Source organism: Paludibacterium purpuratum (genome assembly GCF_004363805.1).
Classification (GTDB): domain Bacteria; phylum Pseudomonadota; class Gammaproteobacteria; order Burkholderiales; family Chromobacteriaceae; genus Paludibacterium; species Paludibacterium purpuratum.
Map to the genome: position 1 here is coordinate 46,586 of NZ_SNZP01000009.1, position 16,618 is coordinate 63,203.

At 61.0% G+C, this 16,618-nt stretch carries 14 protein-coding genes; all 14 read right to left on the reverse strand.

Annotated elements, in window-relative coordinates:
- Positions 1-170: 170 nt before the first annotated feature.
- Complete coding sequence (locus DFP86_RS11835) at positions 171-1,493, reverse strand: amino acid permease (RefSeq protein ID WP_166642244.1); 1,323 nt, start codon at positions 1,491-1,493, stop codon at positions 171-173.
- A gap of 658 nt (positions 1,494-2,151) precedes the next feature.
- Positions 2,152-3,099: a chemotaxis protein gene (locus tag DFP86_RS11840; protein ID WP_424991629.1), complete on the reverse strand. Its 948-nt coding sequence runs from the start codon at positions 3,097-3,099 to the stop codon at positions 2,152-2,154.
- A gap of 121 nt (positions 3,100-3,220) precedes the next feature.
- Positions 3,221-4,345, reverse strand: coding sequence for a glycosyltransferase family 4 protein (locus DFP86_RS11845; protein ID WP_133681468.1), 1,125 nt, complete (start codon positions 4,343-4,345; stop codon positions 3,221-3,223).
- Positions 4,342-5,502, reverse strand: a complete 1,161-nt coding sequence (locus DFP86_RS11850; RefSeq protein ID WP_133681470.1) for a glycosyltransferase family 4 protein — start codon at positions 5,500-5,502, stop codon at positions 4,342-4,344. The genes DFP86_RS11845 and DFP86_RS11850 overlap by 4 nt, the downstream gene beginning before the upstream one ends.
- Positions 5,503-5,516: 14 nt before the next feature.
- Positions 5,517-6,788, reverse strand: coding sequence for an endo-1,4-beta-xylanase (locus DFP86_RS11855; RefSeq protein WP_208108318.1), 1,272 nt, complete (start codon positions 6,786-6,788; stop codon positions 5,517-5,519).
- Positions 6,775-7,350: a serine O-acetyltransferase gene (locus tag DFP86_RS11860; RefSeq protein ID WP_133681475.1), complete on the reverse strand. Its 576-nt coding sequence runs from the start codon at positions 7,348-7,350 to the stop codon at positions 6,775-6,777. Before DFP86_RS11860 ends, DFP86_RS11855 begins: the two co-directional genes overlap by 14 nt.
- 19 nt (positions 7,351-7,369) lie before the next feature.
- The gene (locus DFP86_RS11865; protein WP_166642245.1) at positions 7,370-8,656 is read right to left on the reverse strand and encodes an O-antigen ligase family protein; all 1,287 of its coding nucleotides are present in this window, start codon (positions 8,654-8,656) and stop codon (positions 7,370-7,372) included.
- A complete protein-coding gene (locus tag DFP86_RS11870) occupies positions 8,643-9,572 on the reverse strand; it encodes a glycosyltransferase family 2 protein (RefSeq protein WP_133681478.1) in 930 nt (309 codons plus the stop codon). The genes DFP86_RS11865 and DFP86_RS11870 overlap by 14 nt, the downstream gene beginning before the upstream one ends.
- Positions 9,547-10,797 (reverse strand): hypothetical protein, encoded by a 1,251-nt coding sequence (locus DFP86_RS11875; RefSeq protein ID WP_133681480.1) that lies wholly within the window; start codon positions 10,795-10,797, stop codon positions 9,547-9,549. Before DFP86_RS11875 ends, DFP86_RS11870 begins: the two co-directional genes overlap by 26 nt.
- A gap of 34 nt (positions 10,798-10,831) precedes the next feature.
- Positions 10,832-11,698, reverse strand: a complete 867-nt coding sequence (gene epsG, locus DFP86_RS11880; RefSeq protein ID WP_243729380.1) for a chain length determinant protein tyrosine kinase EpsG — start codon at positions 11,696-11,698, stop codon at positions 10,832-10,834.
- Positions 11,695-13,098, reverse strand: coding sequence for a hypothetical protein (locus tag DFP86_RS11885; protein WP_133681482.1), 1,404 nt, complete (start codon positions 13,096-13,098; stop codon positions 11,695-11,697). The genes epsG and DFP86_RS11885 overlap by 4 nt, the downstream gene beginning before the upstream one ends.
- Before the next feature lie 23 nt (positions 13,099-13,121).
- Positions 13,122-13,928 (reverse strand): polysaccharide biosynthesis/export family protein, encoded by an 807-nt coding sequence (locus DFP86_RS11890; RefSeq protein ID WP_166642246.1) that lies wholly within the window; start codon positions 13,926-13,928, stop codon positions 13,122-13,124.
- Between the two features lie 43 nt (positions 13,929-13,971).
- Positions 13,972-15,369: an undecaprenyl-phosphate glucose phosphotransferase gene (locus DFP86_RS11895; RefSeq protein WP_243729381.1), complete on the reverse strand. Its 1,398-nt coding sequence runs from the start codon at positions 15,367-15,369 to the stop codon at positions 13,972-13,974.
- Between the two features lie 96 nt (positions 15,370-15,465).
- Positions 15,466-16,611 carry a hypothetical protein gene (locus DFP86_RS19325; protein ID WP_166642247.1) on the reverse strand — a complete coding sequence of 382 codons (1,146 nt, stop codon included), beginning with the start codon at positions 16,609-16,611 and terminating at the stop codon, positions 15,466-15,468.
- Positions 16,612-16,618 lie beyond the last annotated feature (7 nt).

Sequence of the window (16,618 nt, forward strand, 5' to 3'; positions counted from 1 at the left end):
CGCACCGAGCGCTGAACAAACAAAACTTTGACGATTTCGCCCAGCAAGCAAGGCAATTGACCAGAACCGCCGCCAGCAGCATGACAAATACGCAATAAAAGCCGCCTGAGATTTAAAAATAAAAAAAGCCCTGACACGTCAGGGCTTTTAGTGTGTAGGCACAGAGGATGCTAATCCGCCGCTTCCAGTTGCGGCGCGGTCGACACCTCCGACGCCTCGGCCTTGCCGTCGCTACGCACCGACAACAGGAACAGCGCCAGCGCCACGACCAAGGTCAGGGCCAATTGCACCTGCGTCCCGCCGGCAATGGCGACGAAGCAGAACAGCATGCCCAGAATCGACGCCGCCATCAGCATGGGGCCCTTCTTCTCACGGCGCTTGAGCAGATAGAGAATCGAATAGAAATACGGGAACAGGACGAATAACGAAGCCAGCACCGCGGTGGTACCGAAGATCGATACCAAGTTCTGTTTCAACACGATGGCCACGATCATGGCGGCGGTCATGATGGCGGCTTCGATCACGATGCCCTTGGCCGGTACGCCGCGCGGATTGGTTTCGGCGAAGATCTTAGGCAAGGTGCCGTCCTTGCCGGCACGTGCGGCCGCCTCGGCGACGATCAGAATCCACGAGCAAAGCGAAGCGAAGCACAGCACCGATTCGGCCGCGGCCACCAACGGTCCGAGCTTGGGCGAGAACAGCTCGCTCACCGCCAGCACCCAAGGCGCAGGCGTATTGGCCAGCACCTTCATCGAGAACAGACCGCCGATCACGGTACACGACAGGAAGTAGATCACGCAAACCAGCCCCACGCCGAGCATGGTCGCCAGCGGCACCGTGCGCGTCGGGTTCTTGACCAAGCCGCTGTTGACGCTGGCGGTCTCGACCCCCAGGAAGCTCCACAGGCACACCAAGATGCCGGAGAATATGGCGGACAGCTCGCCAGTACCGGAAACGTTCCAATTGGCGGCAAACAGCGTCGGGCTAAACGACAGCCAGCCATACGAGCCTACCGACACGATCTGCAGCGCGATCATCACCACGCCTAGGGTGGCCAAACGCGCCACCCAACCGATCCCCATCATGGCGATGAACGCCAGGATCCAGGTTTCGACGATGATGCTGATCGAGGCAATGAGCGGATCTTGCAGCGCCGGGAACAGCATGCTGAAGTAAGCAATGGAGGTTGCCGCCACGGCTAGATTACCGGTCAGATTGGCCAGGACGTAGAAGATCTGCGTCTGCCGCCCCAGTACCGGCGAAACCTTGGAAGCATAGGCGACCACCCCGCCTTCGGCCGGATCGACGATCGCCAGCCGGGAAAAGACCAGCGCCAGCGATACCGCGCCGACAATGGAGATCAGCCAACTGATCATGCCGATCGTACCGATCGATGCCATATAGGCTGGCACCATGGAAATCCCCGACCCTAGCATATTGGCCATGACGAGGAACGTCGCTAATCCGACGCCAATCTTATACTCTGACTTCATACTTACTCCCATTGCGAAGTGATAGTGCAAAAAATATTTAATTTCCCGTCTGATGGCATCGATGGATATCATCGCCAAATAACGGTTTTTTATTTAGAAATTTTGGCAACACTTATGCCTGGCGTTTTTGCCAAACACGTAACGCTATTTTTTAATTGGGCGGAAACTATATAAGCCGATTGCTGCCTGTCATCGCGCGAGAAACCAAGTCATGCGCAGTGCGGCGCCCGCCAAGCCTGTGGGAGAAAGCGGTGTCTTTAAAGGAAATAGACGGCTCTTAACGAGCATTCATGACGCTGAGCGCTTTTTGGTCGTATAAATATCGAATGACGTGCCATTTAAAAAAATGGTTCATCGATTTCAGACGACTTAGGTTGACCTGAAAGTCAACCCGCCAACCAGCATGGGGGTAGTAAAACAATGCGAGGTTGTTTCCAATTAACCAACTTCCTCGAGGAAAATATTATCCCAGCCCTAATCGTTTTACAAGGCCATCATAAAATTTCTGTCAGAATAATGTTTTACTGAAACTCGCAAGAGAAAAAGCACCGGATCGGTCTTTGTGTGACTGCCCGTTTGTCGAACAACGAAAACGGCATGAACAACCCGACCCCGAGACCGGGATCGGGCCGCATGCCTTCGATAGCCTTGGGGGCTTCTAGCGCGACAGATACGGCATCAGCGTTTCAGCCAATACCATCGGGTCGAATTTCGCGACGTAACCGTTGACCCCGGCACTGGCGCCCATCGCCCGGCTCGCGCTGGACGACAGAGAGGAGTGCATGATCACGGGGATATCCTTGAAGCGCGCGTCGGCCTTGATCATGCGCGTTAACGTATAGCCATCCATTTCCGGCATTTCGGCATCGACCAGGATCACCTTGAGACTGTCGTGCAAGCCTTCGCCCTCTTCGAAACGCCGGTTCGCCAGCAAGTTCAGGCGCTCCCAGGCCTCGCGGCCATTGTTGGCTTGCTGGAACTTGACCGACATCTTCTCCAGCACCATCGTGATTTCCTTGCGGGCGATGACCGAATCGTCGCAGAAGAACACATACTGGTGTTCGGCGATGGACGCCTTGGGCATATCGGGAATAACCGACTCGCCGGTAACGCGGGTCAGGATCTGCTCGACATCCAGGATGGACACCAGACTGCCATCGTCCATTTCGGTCACCGCCGTGATCAAACCTGACTGCTCGGCACTACCGTCGGACATCATGATGCGCTCGGGCGAGCGAATCTTCTCCCAATCGACTTGGATGATACGATCGACGGAATCGACCAGAAAAGCATACGAGCCGCGATTGAACTCGGTCACGACCATGGTTTGATAGCGACGATCGCTCGCATCGGCGCGGATGAACTTGGCGAGTGTCAACACCGGGATGATATGCCCGCGCATCGACAGAACCCCCTCGACGCCTTCCGGCATATTGGGCGTTTTGGTGATAGCCGGTGTCTGAGCCACTTCACGCACTTTGAACACATTGATGCCGAATATTTCTCGCGTTCCGAGCGAGAACAGCAAGATTTCCATGCCCCCTCGCCCCTCCCGCCCAACGTGGGAATCCATCGGAGAGAAAAGGGAAGCTTCTTTTGCTTGCACGGACATACCTCCGCAGGGTTGCGACCGAAACACGGAAGATACTCTTATCCGGCCCGAACCAGCAATGCTGTCAGACTAGGGTGAGTCAACAAACCCTAGCGCCTACCCTATGAATAGCCCGTTAATCGGCACGTTGCACAGCTGAATCCGCGCGGACGAGCTGTCGGTAAAGCGTGGCGGTGCGTTCGGCGATAGCGCACCAATCGAATCGTTCCCTGGCCCACTGCGCCCAATACGATCGATCGAGGTTAGGCGACGCCGTTCGCTGGCGGATACGCTGCGCCAGCGTCGCGACGTCGCCCAACGGAAAGTAGCACGCCGCGGGCAATTCGAGCTCGGTATGCGCGTCGATATCGCTCACCAGAAACGGCGCGCCCAGGCTCATGGCCTCCAGCAAGGCAATCGGCAGCCCTTCGTGCGACGACGGCAGCACGAACAGGCCACACTGGGCATACAACTGCAGCAATTGCGCCGGCATCTGCCGCCCGACAAAGCGCACCTTGCCCGTGGCGCGCGCCAGCACCGACGAGGAATACGCATCCTCATGATCCGCCGCGCCGACGAACACCAGCTTCCAACCAGGTAAATCGGCTTGCACAAAAGCATCGATCAAATCGTGATGGCGTTTTTCCGGCACGAAGCGGCCGACATGCAAAATAAACTGCCCGGGCGGCAGATCGAACGGCCGAAGCCGCTCCGGCTCAATCGCATGGTCGGGAAAAGCGCTGACGCCATTGGGCAGCCACACGCTCTTCGCGCCATAACGTCGGTCGACGAAGCGCTGGATAGAGTGGGAGATGACGATGACCTGGTGGGCATAACGTACCGCCAGCGCTTCGGCGGCGCGCAGATAGCAGCGCGCCAGCCACCCCCACTTCTGGCGCTGGTAGTCGCAGCCGTGGTGCGTCATCACCACCCGCATCCCCAAAAGCCTCGCCATCGGCACAAAGAACGACGGTCCGATCGCTTGGAAATGGATCACGCGATGGCCTTCGAAAAAGGCCGCCCACACCGAGAGGAAGGTGTGCACCAGCGTCTCGGTCGACTTTCCGGTCGGACACCAGATGCGCCGCAATCGCACACCTTGCCAACACGGCTGGTGGAGATGACGCATATAGGGCGAGCGCGCATAGACGGTGACCGCCACACCTTGTTGCACCAAAAGCGGCGACAACGATTCGACATGCTTTTCCACGCCGCCTTGCACTTGCGGGAAACCGCGCAGACCGACAATCGCCACCTTCATGCCCGACCGCCTTGCCGCGCCCCGGAGGCGGCCAAACAAGCGGTCAGACCGGCGACAAAGCGCTCGGCCATGCGATCGACCGAGTAATGGTCGGCGCTACCACGCGAACCGTCGCCAAGCCGCCGCAACCATTCCCGATCCTCGATCAGGCAAGCGAGTTGATCGGCAAAGTCGCCCGTCTCCCCCTTGCAGGCCAAGCCATTCTCGCCATGCCGCAGAAAAGCGATTTCCGGGCCATGTTTGGCATCGCGCCGGGTCATGAGCGGTATGCCCGCGACAAAGGCGTCGAGGATGTTCAGGCCGATGGCGCCAGGACAAAGCGAAACGCGCGCCAAACGGAACAAGGCGGCTTTTTGCACGCCGTACTGCACGCCTAGCGCGCGCGCCCAAGGCCTCGCCGCGCAAAAGGCCTCGACCTGGCCGCGTAGCGCGCCGTCGCCCGCCACCAACAAGCGGAAGGCGGGATGGCGCCGATGCACGCGCTCGCAGGCCTCGAACAGCACGTCGAGCCGCTTGTCCTGATAGAGCGAGCCGCAATACAAAGCGACGAAATGCGCCTCGCTCAAACCAAACACCGCGCGCAAAGCGTCGAGCCTGGCATCGTCGACCGCCGCCAGGTCGGCGGCAAATGCCTGGTTATCGATGGCATTGTCCAGCACGGTAATACGCTCGCGGTCGAAACCGGCATCCAATAGCAGCGTTTCAGTCAGCGAGGTATAGGCGAACCACCAGTCGGGCCAGGACAAAGTCAGCGACTTCCACTTGGCGCGCAAGCCATTGGGCGCACGGCTTTGAAAATCCCGCCCATGCCCCCAGAACGCCACTTTCGGGCCAAAACCCAGCGCGCGACGCAACATCCACCAATAATTGGCCAACAGCCGATTCTCGTGCATGAACACCAATAAGTCGGAGCCGCGTGCCGCCCGCGGCATCGGTTGCCAGCACAAGTCTTTTTTCTCTTCGATCGGGAAATAACGGTTGCGCACCGGCGTCGCCCACGACAGTTCGCCGGTATCGCGCTTTCGAATTTCGTCGCGATAGGGCTGGCCGTGCACCAGCACCAACTCGATGCCGCGAGCCTGGCACCGCTCGCGCATCAGTTCGAATAGCCGAACGCGGTAATGGAACAAGCGGTACTGGAAAATCGTGACTTTCATGTCCGCGCATCCTTTCAATACACCAACAGCATCGGATCTTGAAAATGGTTGCTGAGCGTGTCGGGCTGGTCATCCGACGTCAAATCGGCAACATTGCGCATACTGCCGTCCAACAGAGCCAGGCGGCGCACCTTGCCGGCCATCAGCGACGTTCGACTGTCATGCTCGCCCCAGACGATGCGCGCGTAGCGCTGCTGCCCGCGCATCAGACTGCAATCCCCTAGCGCATCGCCGACCGTGCAAACGCCGAGCGTTGTCCCGCCAAGCCAAGTACGCAGCGTGCGATAGGCCACGCCCAAGGCGTTGAGCTCCCCGGTGTTTTTGTCCGGCAGGGTCGAGCCCATCGACGAGCTGTCGTGAGCGAACCAGTAGGTGCGCGCCACCCCGCCCTGCAGCGCGGCCAGCACCTGCTTGGCCATGTGCCGGGCCGCCTCGGTATCGCCATAGACCACGCTTAGCGGGCCAGTCGGCTCGCGCGGCCGAACGTTGTATCCGGACTGCGCCACCATCATGCCGGTCTCGGTGTCCCAGATCGGTTTATCGCCGATGCCGTTTTGCTTCATCGCCGCGCGCACGCGACCGAGCAGGCTCCGATAATCGGCCACGCTTTGGTGCGCCAGATAAAAATGAAAGCCGATCACATCGCAGTACTTCCCCCCGCCTAGAGCCAGAAAGTATTGCAACCGCGCCGGGCCGGTTTCGCCGTCCATGGCCGGACAGATCACCTTGGCCGCCGGCGCATTCTTGCGCACCGCTTCTTGCACGCGCAGGGTCATTTCGACCAATTGCGCGGTACTGCCCGAGTAGAACCCCGGCGAAATCGCGCGAACGACTTCGGGCACGCGCGGCTCGTTCATCACCTCATAAGCACCGATCCGATCGCGATAGCGGTTGACCACTTGGCTCACATAGTCCGACCAATCGTTCATGTTTTTGGGCGGCGCGGCGGCACCGAATCCCATATTGCCGATCTCCCACGGACGCGACGAAGCCCAGAACGGCGTCTGGCCCAAGGTGTGGATCACATCCAACTTGCGTGCGCCGGCGGCGGCCACCAGGCCATCCATGCGGGAAAAATCGAACTGCCCGCGAACAGGCTCGATGTCGCGCCAAATCGTGCCGGCATTGCCCCAAATACGCACACCATCGAAAGCCTTGGCTTCGATGTGTGCATAGGAGGACAGGTAGAGCAGGTGCTGGCCAAGAAAGGGGTCGCCGTCCGCATAGCCGGCCAGCAGCAGCGACCCGGCGCCCAATAGGCTTAAGCAAGTTCTAACATGAGGCATCATCGGTTCCCCGAATCAGCAGCCCATCCGAATCGCGGCCGGAAATCACGCGTGCCGGAATGCCGCCTAGCGTGTATCCCCCATCGGGGAAGCTATGGTTGACGACTGCATTGGCGCCGATCACCGTGTTGTCGCCGATGACAATGCGCCCGAACAGCTTGGCCCCCGGACCGATATAGCAGTTATCCCCAATCACCGGGACCTGATCCAGGGTGCCGGCCTGGGTGCCGATGCTGGTGCAGACATGCAATCGGCAGTTGGCGCCGACCCGGGCGAAGGCATTGACGACGATGGTGCCGCGATGAGGCAGCGCCAGCCCCGGGCCGAAAACATTCGGCGGAATCGAATAGCCCAGCAAGCGTCCCAGGCAACGCATGCGCCATTCGGCCCACAGTTGCTGCCAACGTGGCCGACCGCAGTTTCGATAGAACTCCACGCGACGCAAAAGCCTCTGAAAACGCCACCGGTCGTTGAACCAGCGATTTTTCCAGGTATTGTCCAGGCCGAGCGCACAGCGATCGGCCCGGAGGTAATACTGGTAGTCGTCACGAGAACAGATCATGGCAAACCTTATGTACGGGTTAGGCGGGTGGTCGATCCGCATGAAGCCGCGCAAGTGCCGCCACGCGGATGAACGAAGCCATCAGCATCAGATTGAGCAGTTGGGTCGTTCGAAACAAAACACTTTCGGTGTTGCTCAGCACCAGGATGAACACGACAAAACCGAGATGGAACAAGAACTCGCGGCTGGCGCGCACCCCTGGCGCCAGCAGATTGCGCCAATACGCCAGGAAAAATAGCGTGAGCCCAACCAGCCCGAGATACCCCAGGTCGTTGTACAGGTCGATATAGCTGTTGTGCGCTTGATCGACATATCCGCCGGGAAAGGCCCAGGCGATATAGCCCGCGACGCTGCCGATACCGTTCCAGAAGCCACCGTAACCGCCGCCCAGCCAAGGGTTGTGATAGCGGCTGTTGTCCAGCACCAGCGTCCACAACTGGGTTCGGCCGGTCAGATTGCTGGACTTCCCCATCAAAGCCAGCAAGTCGTCGGGCAAGCTATCGTTAAGCGGCAACATGCCGGCTGCGAGCGGCACATAGGCCAGCGCCAGCAGCAACAGCAGCCCCCCCAGCACCCAGGGCTGCGCCGCGCGCCGCGCGCATGTCCAACGATAAATCCAGGCAACGCCCTGGACGGTCAGGGCGATGAGCACCGCCATCTGGCAAGAAGCGCTGCGCGATAGCGCCATGCCGAGCATGGCGGCGAGCGCCAGCGGCAGCCAGTAGCGCATCCGCAGTTGCCCGATCAAGGCGGTCAGACAGAGCAAAGCCAGCGCACAAACCTGGCCGAACTCGTTCTTGTGCGAGGTCGCGCCACGCCAGCCGATCGGCGTGATACCCACCCCCGGGTCGAGCAACACGACGCCAAACGACAGGCCGAGCAGACAGAACACCGGGCCTGCGCACAGCCACGAAAAATCGTCACCCTCGCCCTCTGCGACACCGACCGCGGCATAGCCGATCCAAATCACCAAGGCCAGCAGCAGCGCCCGCTTGAACGAAATCAGCGCCACCGCCGACCAGAGCGAAGAAACCAGGCAATAGAGCAAAAATAACGCCAGCACCGGCATGCCGCGGTCGCGCATCCAGGACAGGCGCGGGCGACCTTCGGACTGTCGCAGCCCCGGCAAGGCGCATAGGCCCAACAAGAGCCAAATACCTTGCCGCAGCGCACTCCCGCCCCCAGTCGTTTGGCTCGCGCCAAGCTGAACCAGCCCGAACGAAGAGATGAACAGCGCGATCCGGAACGACCAACGCGCCCAGGGAAACGGCAGCGCGCCACGCGCCTTGGCGCTACTTGTACTCACGGTAAACGCCAAACAGCAGGCCATAAGCCAAGCCGACGGCAATCGCCCCTTGCCGCCACGATTTCAACCTGCGGGCTCTCGGCCACAGCGGCGCGCGCACCAGATCCAGGCATAGCTTGGCCGCCAGATAGATCGTCTTGAGCACCAGCATCGGGGGCGAGTGCGGCGTCATGCCGCGTCGCGCCAAACTGGCCTCCACCGACCCGATACGGAAACTGCGCTTGAGCAACCAGCGTGGATTGGTGCGCGCGAGCGGCACGCTCTCGGACACCGCGGCTTCATCGCACCAGACTGCCCGCTGGCAGCTGGGATAGAGCGCGCGGAAAAAAGCGTAGTCCTCCCCGCCGCTCAGACCTAGCCGCGGATCGAAACGCAGTGGGCTCGCCACCAGCAAAGACCCGCGGATCAACACATTGCCGGTGCGCGCCTCCAATAGCGGCACCGCGGTGCCAGTCGCATGACGGGGGCGGTCGAAGAACCCGCCCTCGGTCAGCCAGCGCGGCGCATCGGGATGAAAAACAGGTAGCACAGGTGCAAATACCAACCCAGCGGCATAGCGCATGGCCACGGCCATTAAATTGCTCAACCAATCCACCGCCGGTAGCTCATCGTCGTCGATCAAGGCAATGAAGTCGGCATTGCAGGCATTCAGACCGGCATTGCGCGCCAGGGCGATGTTGCACCGAGGCTCGGCCACATAACATAGCGCCACCGGCGCATCCTGTGCCGAGGCCCGCTCGACGACTTGGCGCGCGCTGCCATCCGGATCGTTGTCGACCACGATCAGCCGAACGCGCAGGCCGCTCAGCCGCTGAGCCTGGATGGCTTCGATCAGCTGCGCCAATAGGACGGGACGACGGTAGGTGCACACCACGACATCGATGCGCGACTCAGAGGGTCTCTGCCACAAATGCATGGGTCTTCTCGCGTAGACAAAAATAGATCGCCGCTTCAGCCACGATCAGGCCCAACGGGCAGATCAGCGGACTGTCGAGCAACCACGGCGACGGTAACAACAGCAGATAAAACACCAGGCAACCGACCACACCGGAGCGGAACACCAGGCGAAACCCCGCCGCGTTGGCCAAGCGCGCAGTCATGCGCACGGTACGAAGCCATTGCACGGCAAAATAACCGGCCCAAGCCCAGACATATTGCAGCCAGACCGTGCCGCGCAAATAAGTTGGCAGATAACGCGGCGCCACCCCACCCGCGAGGCACAACAGCGAGGCATAGACCAGCACCAGCACCATGGCCATGGCGTTTTGCCGACGGATAATGTCCGCCTTTTCACCGAGTGCGCCGGCATTCTCCAAGCGAGCGAACAGCGGGCGGTAATAACTCGACCACCCCTGGATCATCAACCCGACCGGCGTGAACGCCAGCCGGGAAGCCGCCAGCATGGCGACCGCTTTGTGACCTTGCGTGCTGGCCAAGTAAAACCAATAGCCGTTGCTGAACAGCCAGGTCACCAGTACACCGGGTAGCGCCCAACGCGCGCAGTGCCAAACTTCGAGCCAAAACCCCCGGTTGGCGACGGCGAAGGGTGGCGCGCCGCTCGGCGCTGCCGTGTGTACCCGATGGCGCAAGCCAATCAATGCCGGTAGGGAAATCGCCAGCAAAACACCCTCGAGTCCGAACCGGCCGATAATGACCGCCAGCGCCAGCCCCACTGACGCCAGCACAAAATAGGCGCCGTCAAGCCTCAACAGATTCGCCAGATCGCCGTCCAACAGCCAACCGGCGCGCTGGACATCGCGGTATAGCAGCAGACAAAAGCACAGTGCGATGGTCGGCCCCGGCAGAGACGATGCCGCATCGCTATGGAACCCTGCCTGATAGCCCAGCAACAGAACACTGCCCAAAAGACCCAGCGCCAGGCCGCCGCCCACCCCCAGGCCGAGCATGCGCCGCACCACTTGCTCGGCCATGCGGCTCGATAAGGTCGCCATCGGCTGCAGCAGCAAGGCGTTGAGCAGGCTGGTCAGCAACATATACGCATTGATGATCAGCACGAAGGCGGCGTAATCGTTCCGTTGTCCTTGCTGCATGACCGCAAGCGACGCCATGAAACCTGTACCGCTGACCAGTCCCTGACACAGGAAGGACAGGGCCGGCTTCGGTAGCCTATCGAGTCGCATCGTCCTCACGGTTGCGCACCGAATGGCGGCAAGGTCAACGGTGCAACACCGAGCCCAGCACCTCGGAGCCCAGCTGTTGCAGCGCGTCGCATAGCAGCGTCAGGCCTTCCAGTGCCGTGGCATCGGCCTCGACCGAAAGCAGCGTCCCGCCGGCGCGTGCGGCGACCAGCAAAACATCCGAGGCACGGTCGAATGCCGGCGTATCGACGATGATCACTTGATACTGTTCGCTCAAAGCGCGCAGCAGCCCCTCGAAACCGCTACGCGACAGCAGCTCCTGCGGATTGGGCGGCAAAGCCCCGCTTTCCAGGACCGACAGATCGCACAGTTCGTCCAGTCGAGTAATGACCTCGATGCCGGCACGCTGGCTGAGCAACTCCGACAACCCCGGTTGGCCGGCCTGGCCGAACAGATCGGAACGTGTCTCCCGGCGCAGGTTGGCGTCGATCAGCAAAGTTCGCTCTCCCAATTGTGAAAACACGATGGCCAGGTTGGCCGCCAGGCATCGGTCGAGGCTGGCCTGATTCGGCTGCGCGATGGCCAACGCCTTGTGCCCTTGTCCGAACCAGCGTAACAACAGCTGACTGCGCAAGTTGCGCAAGGCTTCGACCTCGGCCGAGAACGGCCGGAAGGCGGCGAACAACTTGGCGCTGAACGACAAATCGTCGGCGGAGAAATAGGGGAAGGCGAATTGGATCGCGAGCGCCTGATCGATATCGCTTTGTGCGACAAAGCCCAGACTGAGCGCCGCCTCGCCAAAGCGCAGGCCGCTTTCACGCTGCAGGCGCAGGACTTTTTCGGCCTGCGACGGTGTCAACCTGCCGCGATCCAGCAGCCATTGCCCGATGGTGCCGCTTTGCTCGTCGACCTCGATACGACGACTCAGATGCTGATTCATCATGCGCGTGCGCTCGTAATGGATTTAAGCCAGGAGGCAAGGGATGCCCGGCGCCCGTCGATGGGCGGCGGGGTGTAATCGATCACCGACAGCACCGACAAGCCCGGCAGCTTTGCCAAATCGGCGGCTCCCCGTACTCGGCGATCCCGCATTTCAACCAACAAGGCGCACCCGATTGCCAGTAAGCCGCCGACCAGTAGCGCTGCGGCTAGGCTTGGCAGCGGCCTCGGCCAAGAGGGGCGGATCGGCACCGTCGCCGACTTGAGCAGATAAAGATTGGTTTGACTGACATGGCTGGCCAGACTGGTATCAGAAAATCGCTGCAGCACTTGGCTATAGGCGCGCTGCGCGCCCTCCGCCTCTTTTTGCAGCACATTCAGTTTGGTCGCTTGTTCCTTTTGCGCCAGCACCCGGCTTTTTTCGTGCGCGATGGCGCCTTGCAGGCCATTTTGCCGTGCAGCGGCGTTCTGCGTCGCCTGCTGCAGACTGGCGACGGATTGCTGGGTCATTCGCGCCAACTGCTGCCGATTGGCATCGCGCTCGGCCTGTGCCTGGCGGTATTGCGGATGGTTCGGTCCGAGCGATTCGGACAGCGAGCGAAGCTTGACTTCCGACTGGGCCAACAACGCCTTCTGCTGTTGAATCAACGGATTATTCTGCACGTCCGGCGCCAGCTGGCTGCCGCCGGCGCGGGCATGCGCATCGAAGGTCTCGACTTGCGCCGTCGCCAACTGCGTGGACAACTCATTGAGCCGGCGCTCGTCCAGATCGAGGTGTTGGTCAAGGTCGGTCAAAATGCCGGACTGGCGTTGAAAGGCCGCCAGCCGTAGCTGCGCTCTTTCCAGACTTTCCTGCAATGGCAGCAGTTGCTGCTGAAACACAAGGTTTTGCTGCTGTGCCGCCGAGGTCTGCATATCGGTCAGTACCGCCATATAGGCACTGGCAAATCCATTGGCCAATTCGGCGGCGGCGGCCGGATCCGCCGCGGTATAGCTGATGGTGAGCAAGCTGCTTTCGCGGCCGGGTTGCACGTCGAGCTTTTTGAGCAGTTGTTCGGCCAGCCAGTCGCGTAGCGACCCCCTGCCCTCGGTGTCCCGGCTGAAGTCGGCAATCGCTTGTGGCCGTTTATCCAGGCCCAGCGTATCGATCACCTTCAGCGCGGTTCGCTGGCTCGCGGCGATTTCCGACTGAGTCTGCAGATAGCCGGGAATCAAATAGGCGGCGACCGGGCTACCGGTCAGCGGGTCGGAGGCCTTTTCGTCCACCGCCAGTACCGAACGCGCCGTCCATTGCTTGGGCAGCACTAAAACCAACGCCATGGTCAGCACCAACACCGCGGTGAAGACCCATACGGCGATCCGGCGCCGCGCGCTCATCGTCCTCAACAGCCATTCAACGCTCATCGCTTGGTCCCTTGCCTCGATGCTTAAAACCAACTCTCGCCCACATCGACCACATCACCCTCCTGCAACGGATCGCTTGCGCTGGCCTCCTGCGCCCGCGTCTGCCCGCCCGGGTCGACACGGTGGATGGTCAACGCCCGTGGCGCGGCCTTGGCGGTCAAACCGCCCGCCACCGCGATCGCCTGCTGGACGGTCATCTTGGCTTCGCGGCGATAGGCCCCGGGACGATTGACTTCGCCGCTGACGAAGACCAAAGCGCGCGGCGCATAGACCACATCGCCACTCGATAGCAGGATCGTGCGCAGGGCCTGAACCGGCTCGGCGACCAACTGGCTCAACGACAAAACCTGGCGCTGTTGGTCGTGTATCACCACCACGGTATCGCCGCCGGAGGGGCCGATGCCGCCGACTTGCGCAATGACCGAGAGCAGGTCGGTGGGACGGTCGAGCACCACCGAACCGGGATGATTGAACTCGCCGATCACCGAGATCTGCCGACTACGAAATTGGCTGACCACCAGCGTGACCTGGGGGCGACCAACATAGCCGCCCTCGGCCAGTCGCTCGGCGATCAAACGCTCGGCTTCGTCACCCGACAAATCGGCGAGATGCAGGCGTCCAAGCAACGGAAAATTAAGGTCGCCGCGACTCGACAACATGGCCTCGACGGTCAGATCTGGGCTGTTGTAAACCGAGACCTTGACGATGTCGCCCGGCCCCAGCCGGTACTCCCCGGCATTGCCCGCCCACCCCGCCAGGCAAAGCACGCAGAACAAGGCCGGCAGCAAGCCTCGTCGCACAAAAATCAGAAAACGCCGTGTCTTCGTCATGGTCATTCCATCGTTCATCGGCCGCGCCCATCGGCCGGTGTCGTCAATAGGCGTTCGGATCCTTGAGCACCAACCTGGCCGTGCGCAACACGATCTTGAGATCGAGCCAGACCGACCAGTTGCGGATGTATTCCAGATCCATGTCGATACGGCGCCGCATCTGCTCGACCGTCGCGGTCTCGCCTCGACAGCCATTGATCTGCGCCCAACCGGTAATACCGGGCTTGACCTTGTGCCGAAACATGTAGCCCTTGATCAAGCGTCGGTACAGCTCGTTGTGGGCATTAGCATGCGGCCGTGGGCCGACAATGCTCATCTGTCCTTTGAGTACATTGAAAAACTGCGGCAGCTCATCCAGCGAGGTTTTGCGCAGAAACGCGCCGATGCGGGTCAACCGTCGATCGCCCTTCACCGCTTGGGCAATCCGGTCGCCGTCTTCCATGACCGTCATCGAGCGGAATTTGTAGACATCGATGCTTTTGCCATCGACACCGTAACGGCGTTGCACAAACAGTATCGGGCCGGGCGAGGTCAGCTTGACCGCCATGGCGACGGCCAGCATCAACGGCCAGATCAGCGTCAGAATACCGAGCGACAGCAGTAGATCCTCGGCGCGCTTGATCGGTCCGAACAGGCCGAGGAACGGCGACTCGCGCACGCCCAGCACCGGGATCCCCGCGACGTGGTCGAGGCGGGCCTGGATCAGATCGCACATCGCCATGTCCGGCACGAAATAGACCGACACGGTGCTGTCCTTCAACATGTCCAACATCTCCACGATGCGCGTCTGTCGAGTCATCGGCAGCGCGACATAAATGCGATCGATCCGATGTTGCGCAATGATCTGCAATAGGCCCGCCAGCTCGCCCAGCACCTCGTCCGCCACCGTCGGCGACAGTCGTTCGACTTTGCGGTCGTCGACATAGCCGACAAACGCCAGGCGCAGTTGCACTTCGCTACGCAGCCGTGCGGCCAAGGTCTGCCCAAGCTCGTTGGCGCCGACGATCAAGACTCGACGCATCGCGCCGCGGTACGACGGCGACCGGAGGAAAAAACAGCGGAAACAGAAGTGGGTCAGCAAGATCACCATGGGCGTGATCAAGAGCCAGCTCAGAATGAAATGCTCGGGGAAACGCCATCCGGCCAATTTGCACACGGCCTCGGTGAACAGCGCCAACAGCCCCCAGGAAGTGGCGAACCGCATCACGCCTAGCGATCGATCGCGCGACTCGGCCAACAATAAATAAGTGTTGTCCAGCAGCATCACCCCCGCCATGAACCCCAAAATCGCCACCAATAGCAGGGGGCCGCTGCGCTGGAGATGCAGATAGCCGCCCTGTGCGTACAGCACCATCACCACGATAAACGGATCGACCAGGGACTTGATCAGACTCATCACGGGATACGCATCCAGCAACCCACCCAGTCGATCATGCGACATGCGTATCCTGACTTCGGAATGAGGAGAAACCCCGACTTCATTCGGCATGACCAATCCTCTCGTTCGCGGCAATCGTCGTCATGGGCTCGATTGCCGTCAGAAATAGAGCCTGACCGTGGCACCCAACTGGTTATCGACATAGCTGTCGACGTCCGATTGCGATGAGCGCACCGCACGCGACACATAAGGCGTTATCTCCACGGCGCGGTCCGGTCGAAACACCAGCGATACCCGCAACATGCGCGTGCGCTCGCAGCCGATCGGTGTGGCGTCGTATTGGCGTTTTTCATCGCGCCACTCAACGTTCATTGAGGTTTTCTCACTGATTGTGTCGCTCAGGCGCAGATAACGATTGCGGTGGATCGTCGGCGTTCGAGAACGCCCCGGGTCATCGAAATCGCGTTCGATGCCCAAAGAAATCGCGACCTTGCCGCTGGCGAGCCAGCGCCACGCCAACGCACCGATCCCGCGAGACACCGCCGCCTCCCCCGCGACACTCGCCCCCACCCGACCGGCGCGTCCGCTTAATTGGCTCTTGGCACTCAATGGCCAAACCAGATCGAAGCGCAGATAGCGCAGCCGATATGCGTCGCTCCCCGCCCCGGCCGCCGGATCGGCGACCGGGTTCACCCGCCGCTGCTCCACATGCACCCCGAACACACTGCCGCGCGGGGTCGACCAGCTCGCACCGAACGTCGCCGACCTCAGGTCATCGTCATAGTTTGTCTGCGCCGAATGGCGCTCGCGGGTCAGGCCCGACTCGCCATCCAGCCCCAGCCATGCGTTAGGCGCCCAGAGCGCCCGCACACGCAAGGTTCGATCGCGCACTTCGTCTTGCGCCACACCGGGCGCATAACCGGCATCGACGCGGTCATTGCGATCGGACAGATTCAACAGCCCCGACCACTGCTCGCCCACCGCCCAGTCCCAGCCGAGGTCGTGCTGCCAACTTGAATAGTTGAAATTCCGGTAATCGCTGTACTGGTTGCGGTTGAATTGACCATCAATGCGCCACGTCTGCCGCGAGTGCCGCGTCTCGGCATGCCATCCCATCCCAGCGGATCGAATCCAATCGCCCCGGCCTTTGTCGCCATAGCCCAATGGCACGCTCTGACCCGGCCCAAGCAGCAGTACGTTGTCGTCGAAGCGCAAACCGGCCGAGGCGAACAGACGGATGCCGTCGGTCGGGGCATAGGCCGCCTTGGCCACAGACCCGACCGTCCCCAGACACAACAACAGCACAGTCGCT

Excerpts from the sequence above, each read along its gene's own strand:
- DFP86_RS11895 (WP_243729381.1), bottom strand. The coding sequence starts at position 15,369 with ATGTCGCATGATCGACTGGGTGGGTTGCTGGATGCGTATCCCGTGATG.
- DFP86_RS11860 (WP_133681475.1), bottom strand. The coding sequence starts at position 7,350 with ATGATCTGTTCTCGTGACGACTACCAGTATTACCTCCGGGCCGATCGC.
- DFP86_RS11875 (WP_133681480.1), bottom strand. The coding sequence starts at position 10,797 with ATGCGACTCGATAGGCTACCGAAGCCGGCCCTGTCCTTCCTGTGTCAG.
- DFP86_RS11855 (WP_208108318.1), bottom strand. The coding sequence starts at position 6,788 with ATGCCTCATGTTAGAACTTGCTTAAGCCTATTGGGCGCCGGGTCGCTG.
- DFP86_RS11850 (WP_133681470.1), bottom strand. The coding sequence starts at position 5,502 with ATGAAAGTCACGATTTTCCAGTACCGCTTGTTCCATTACCGCGTTCGG.
- DFP86_RS11870 (WP_133681478.1), bottom strand. The coding sequence starts at position 9,572 with ATGCATTTGTGGCAGAGACCCTCTGAGTCGCGCATCGATGTCGTGGTG.
- epsG (WP_243729380.1), bottom strand. The coding sequence starts at position 11,698 with ATGATGAATCAGCATCTGAGTCGTCGTATCGAGGTCGACGAGCAAAGC.
- DFP86_RS11845 (WP_133681468.1), bottom strand. The coding sequence starts at position 4,345 with ATGAAGGTGGCGATTGTCGGTCTGCGCGGTTTCCCGCAAGTGCAAGGC.
- DFP86_RS11890 (WP_166642246.1), bottom strand. The coding sequence starts at position 13,928 with ATGACGAAGACACGGCGTTTTCTGATTTTTGTGCGACGAGGCTTGCTG.
- DFP86_RS11885 (WP_133681482.1), bottom strand. The coding sequence starts at position 13,098 with ATGAGCGTTGAATGGCTGTTGAGGACGATGAGCGCGCGGCGCCGGATC.
- DFP86_RS11835 (WP_166642244.1), bottom strand. The coding sequence starts at position 1,493 with ATGAAGTCAGAGTATAAGATTGGCGTCGGATTAGCGACGTTCCTCGTC.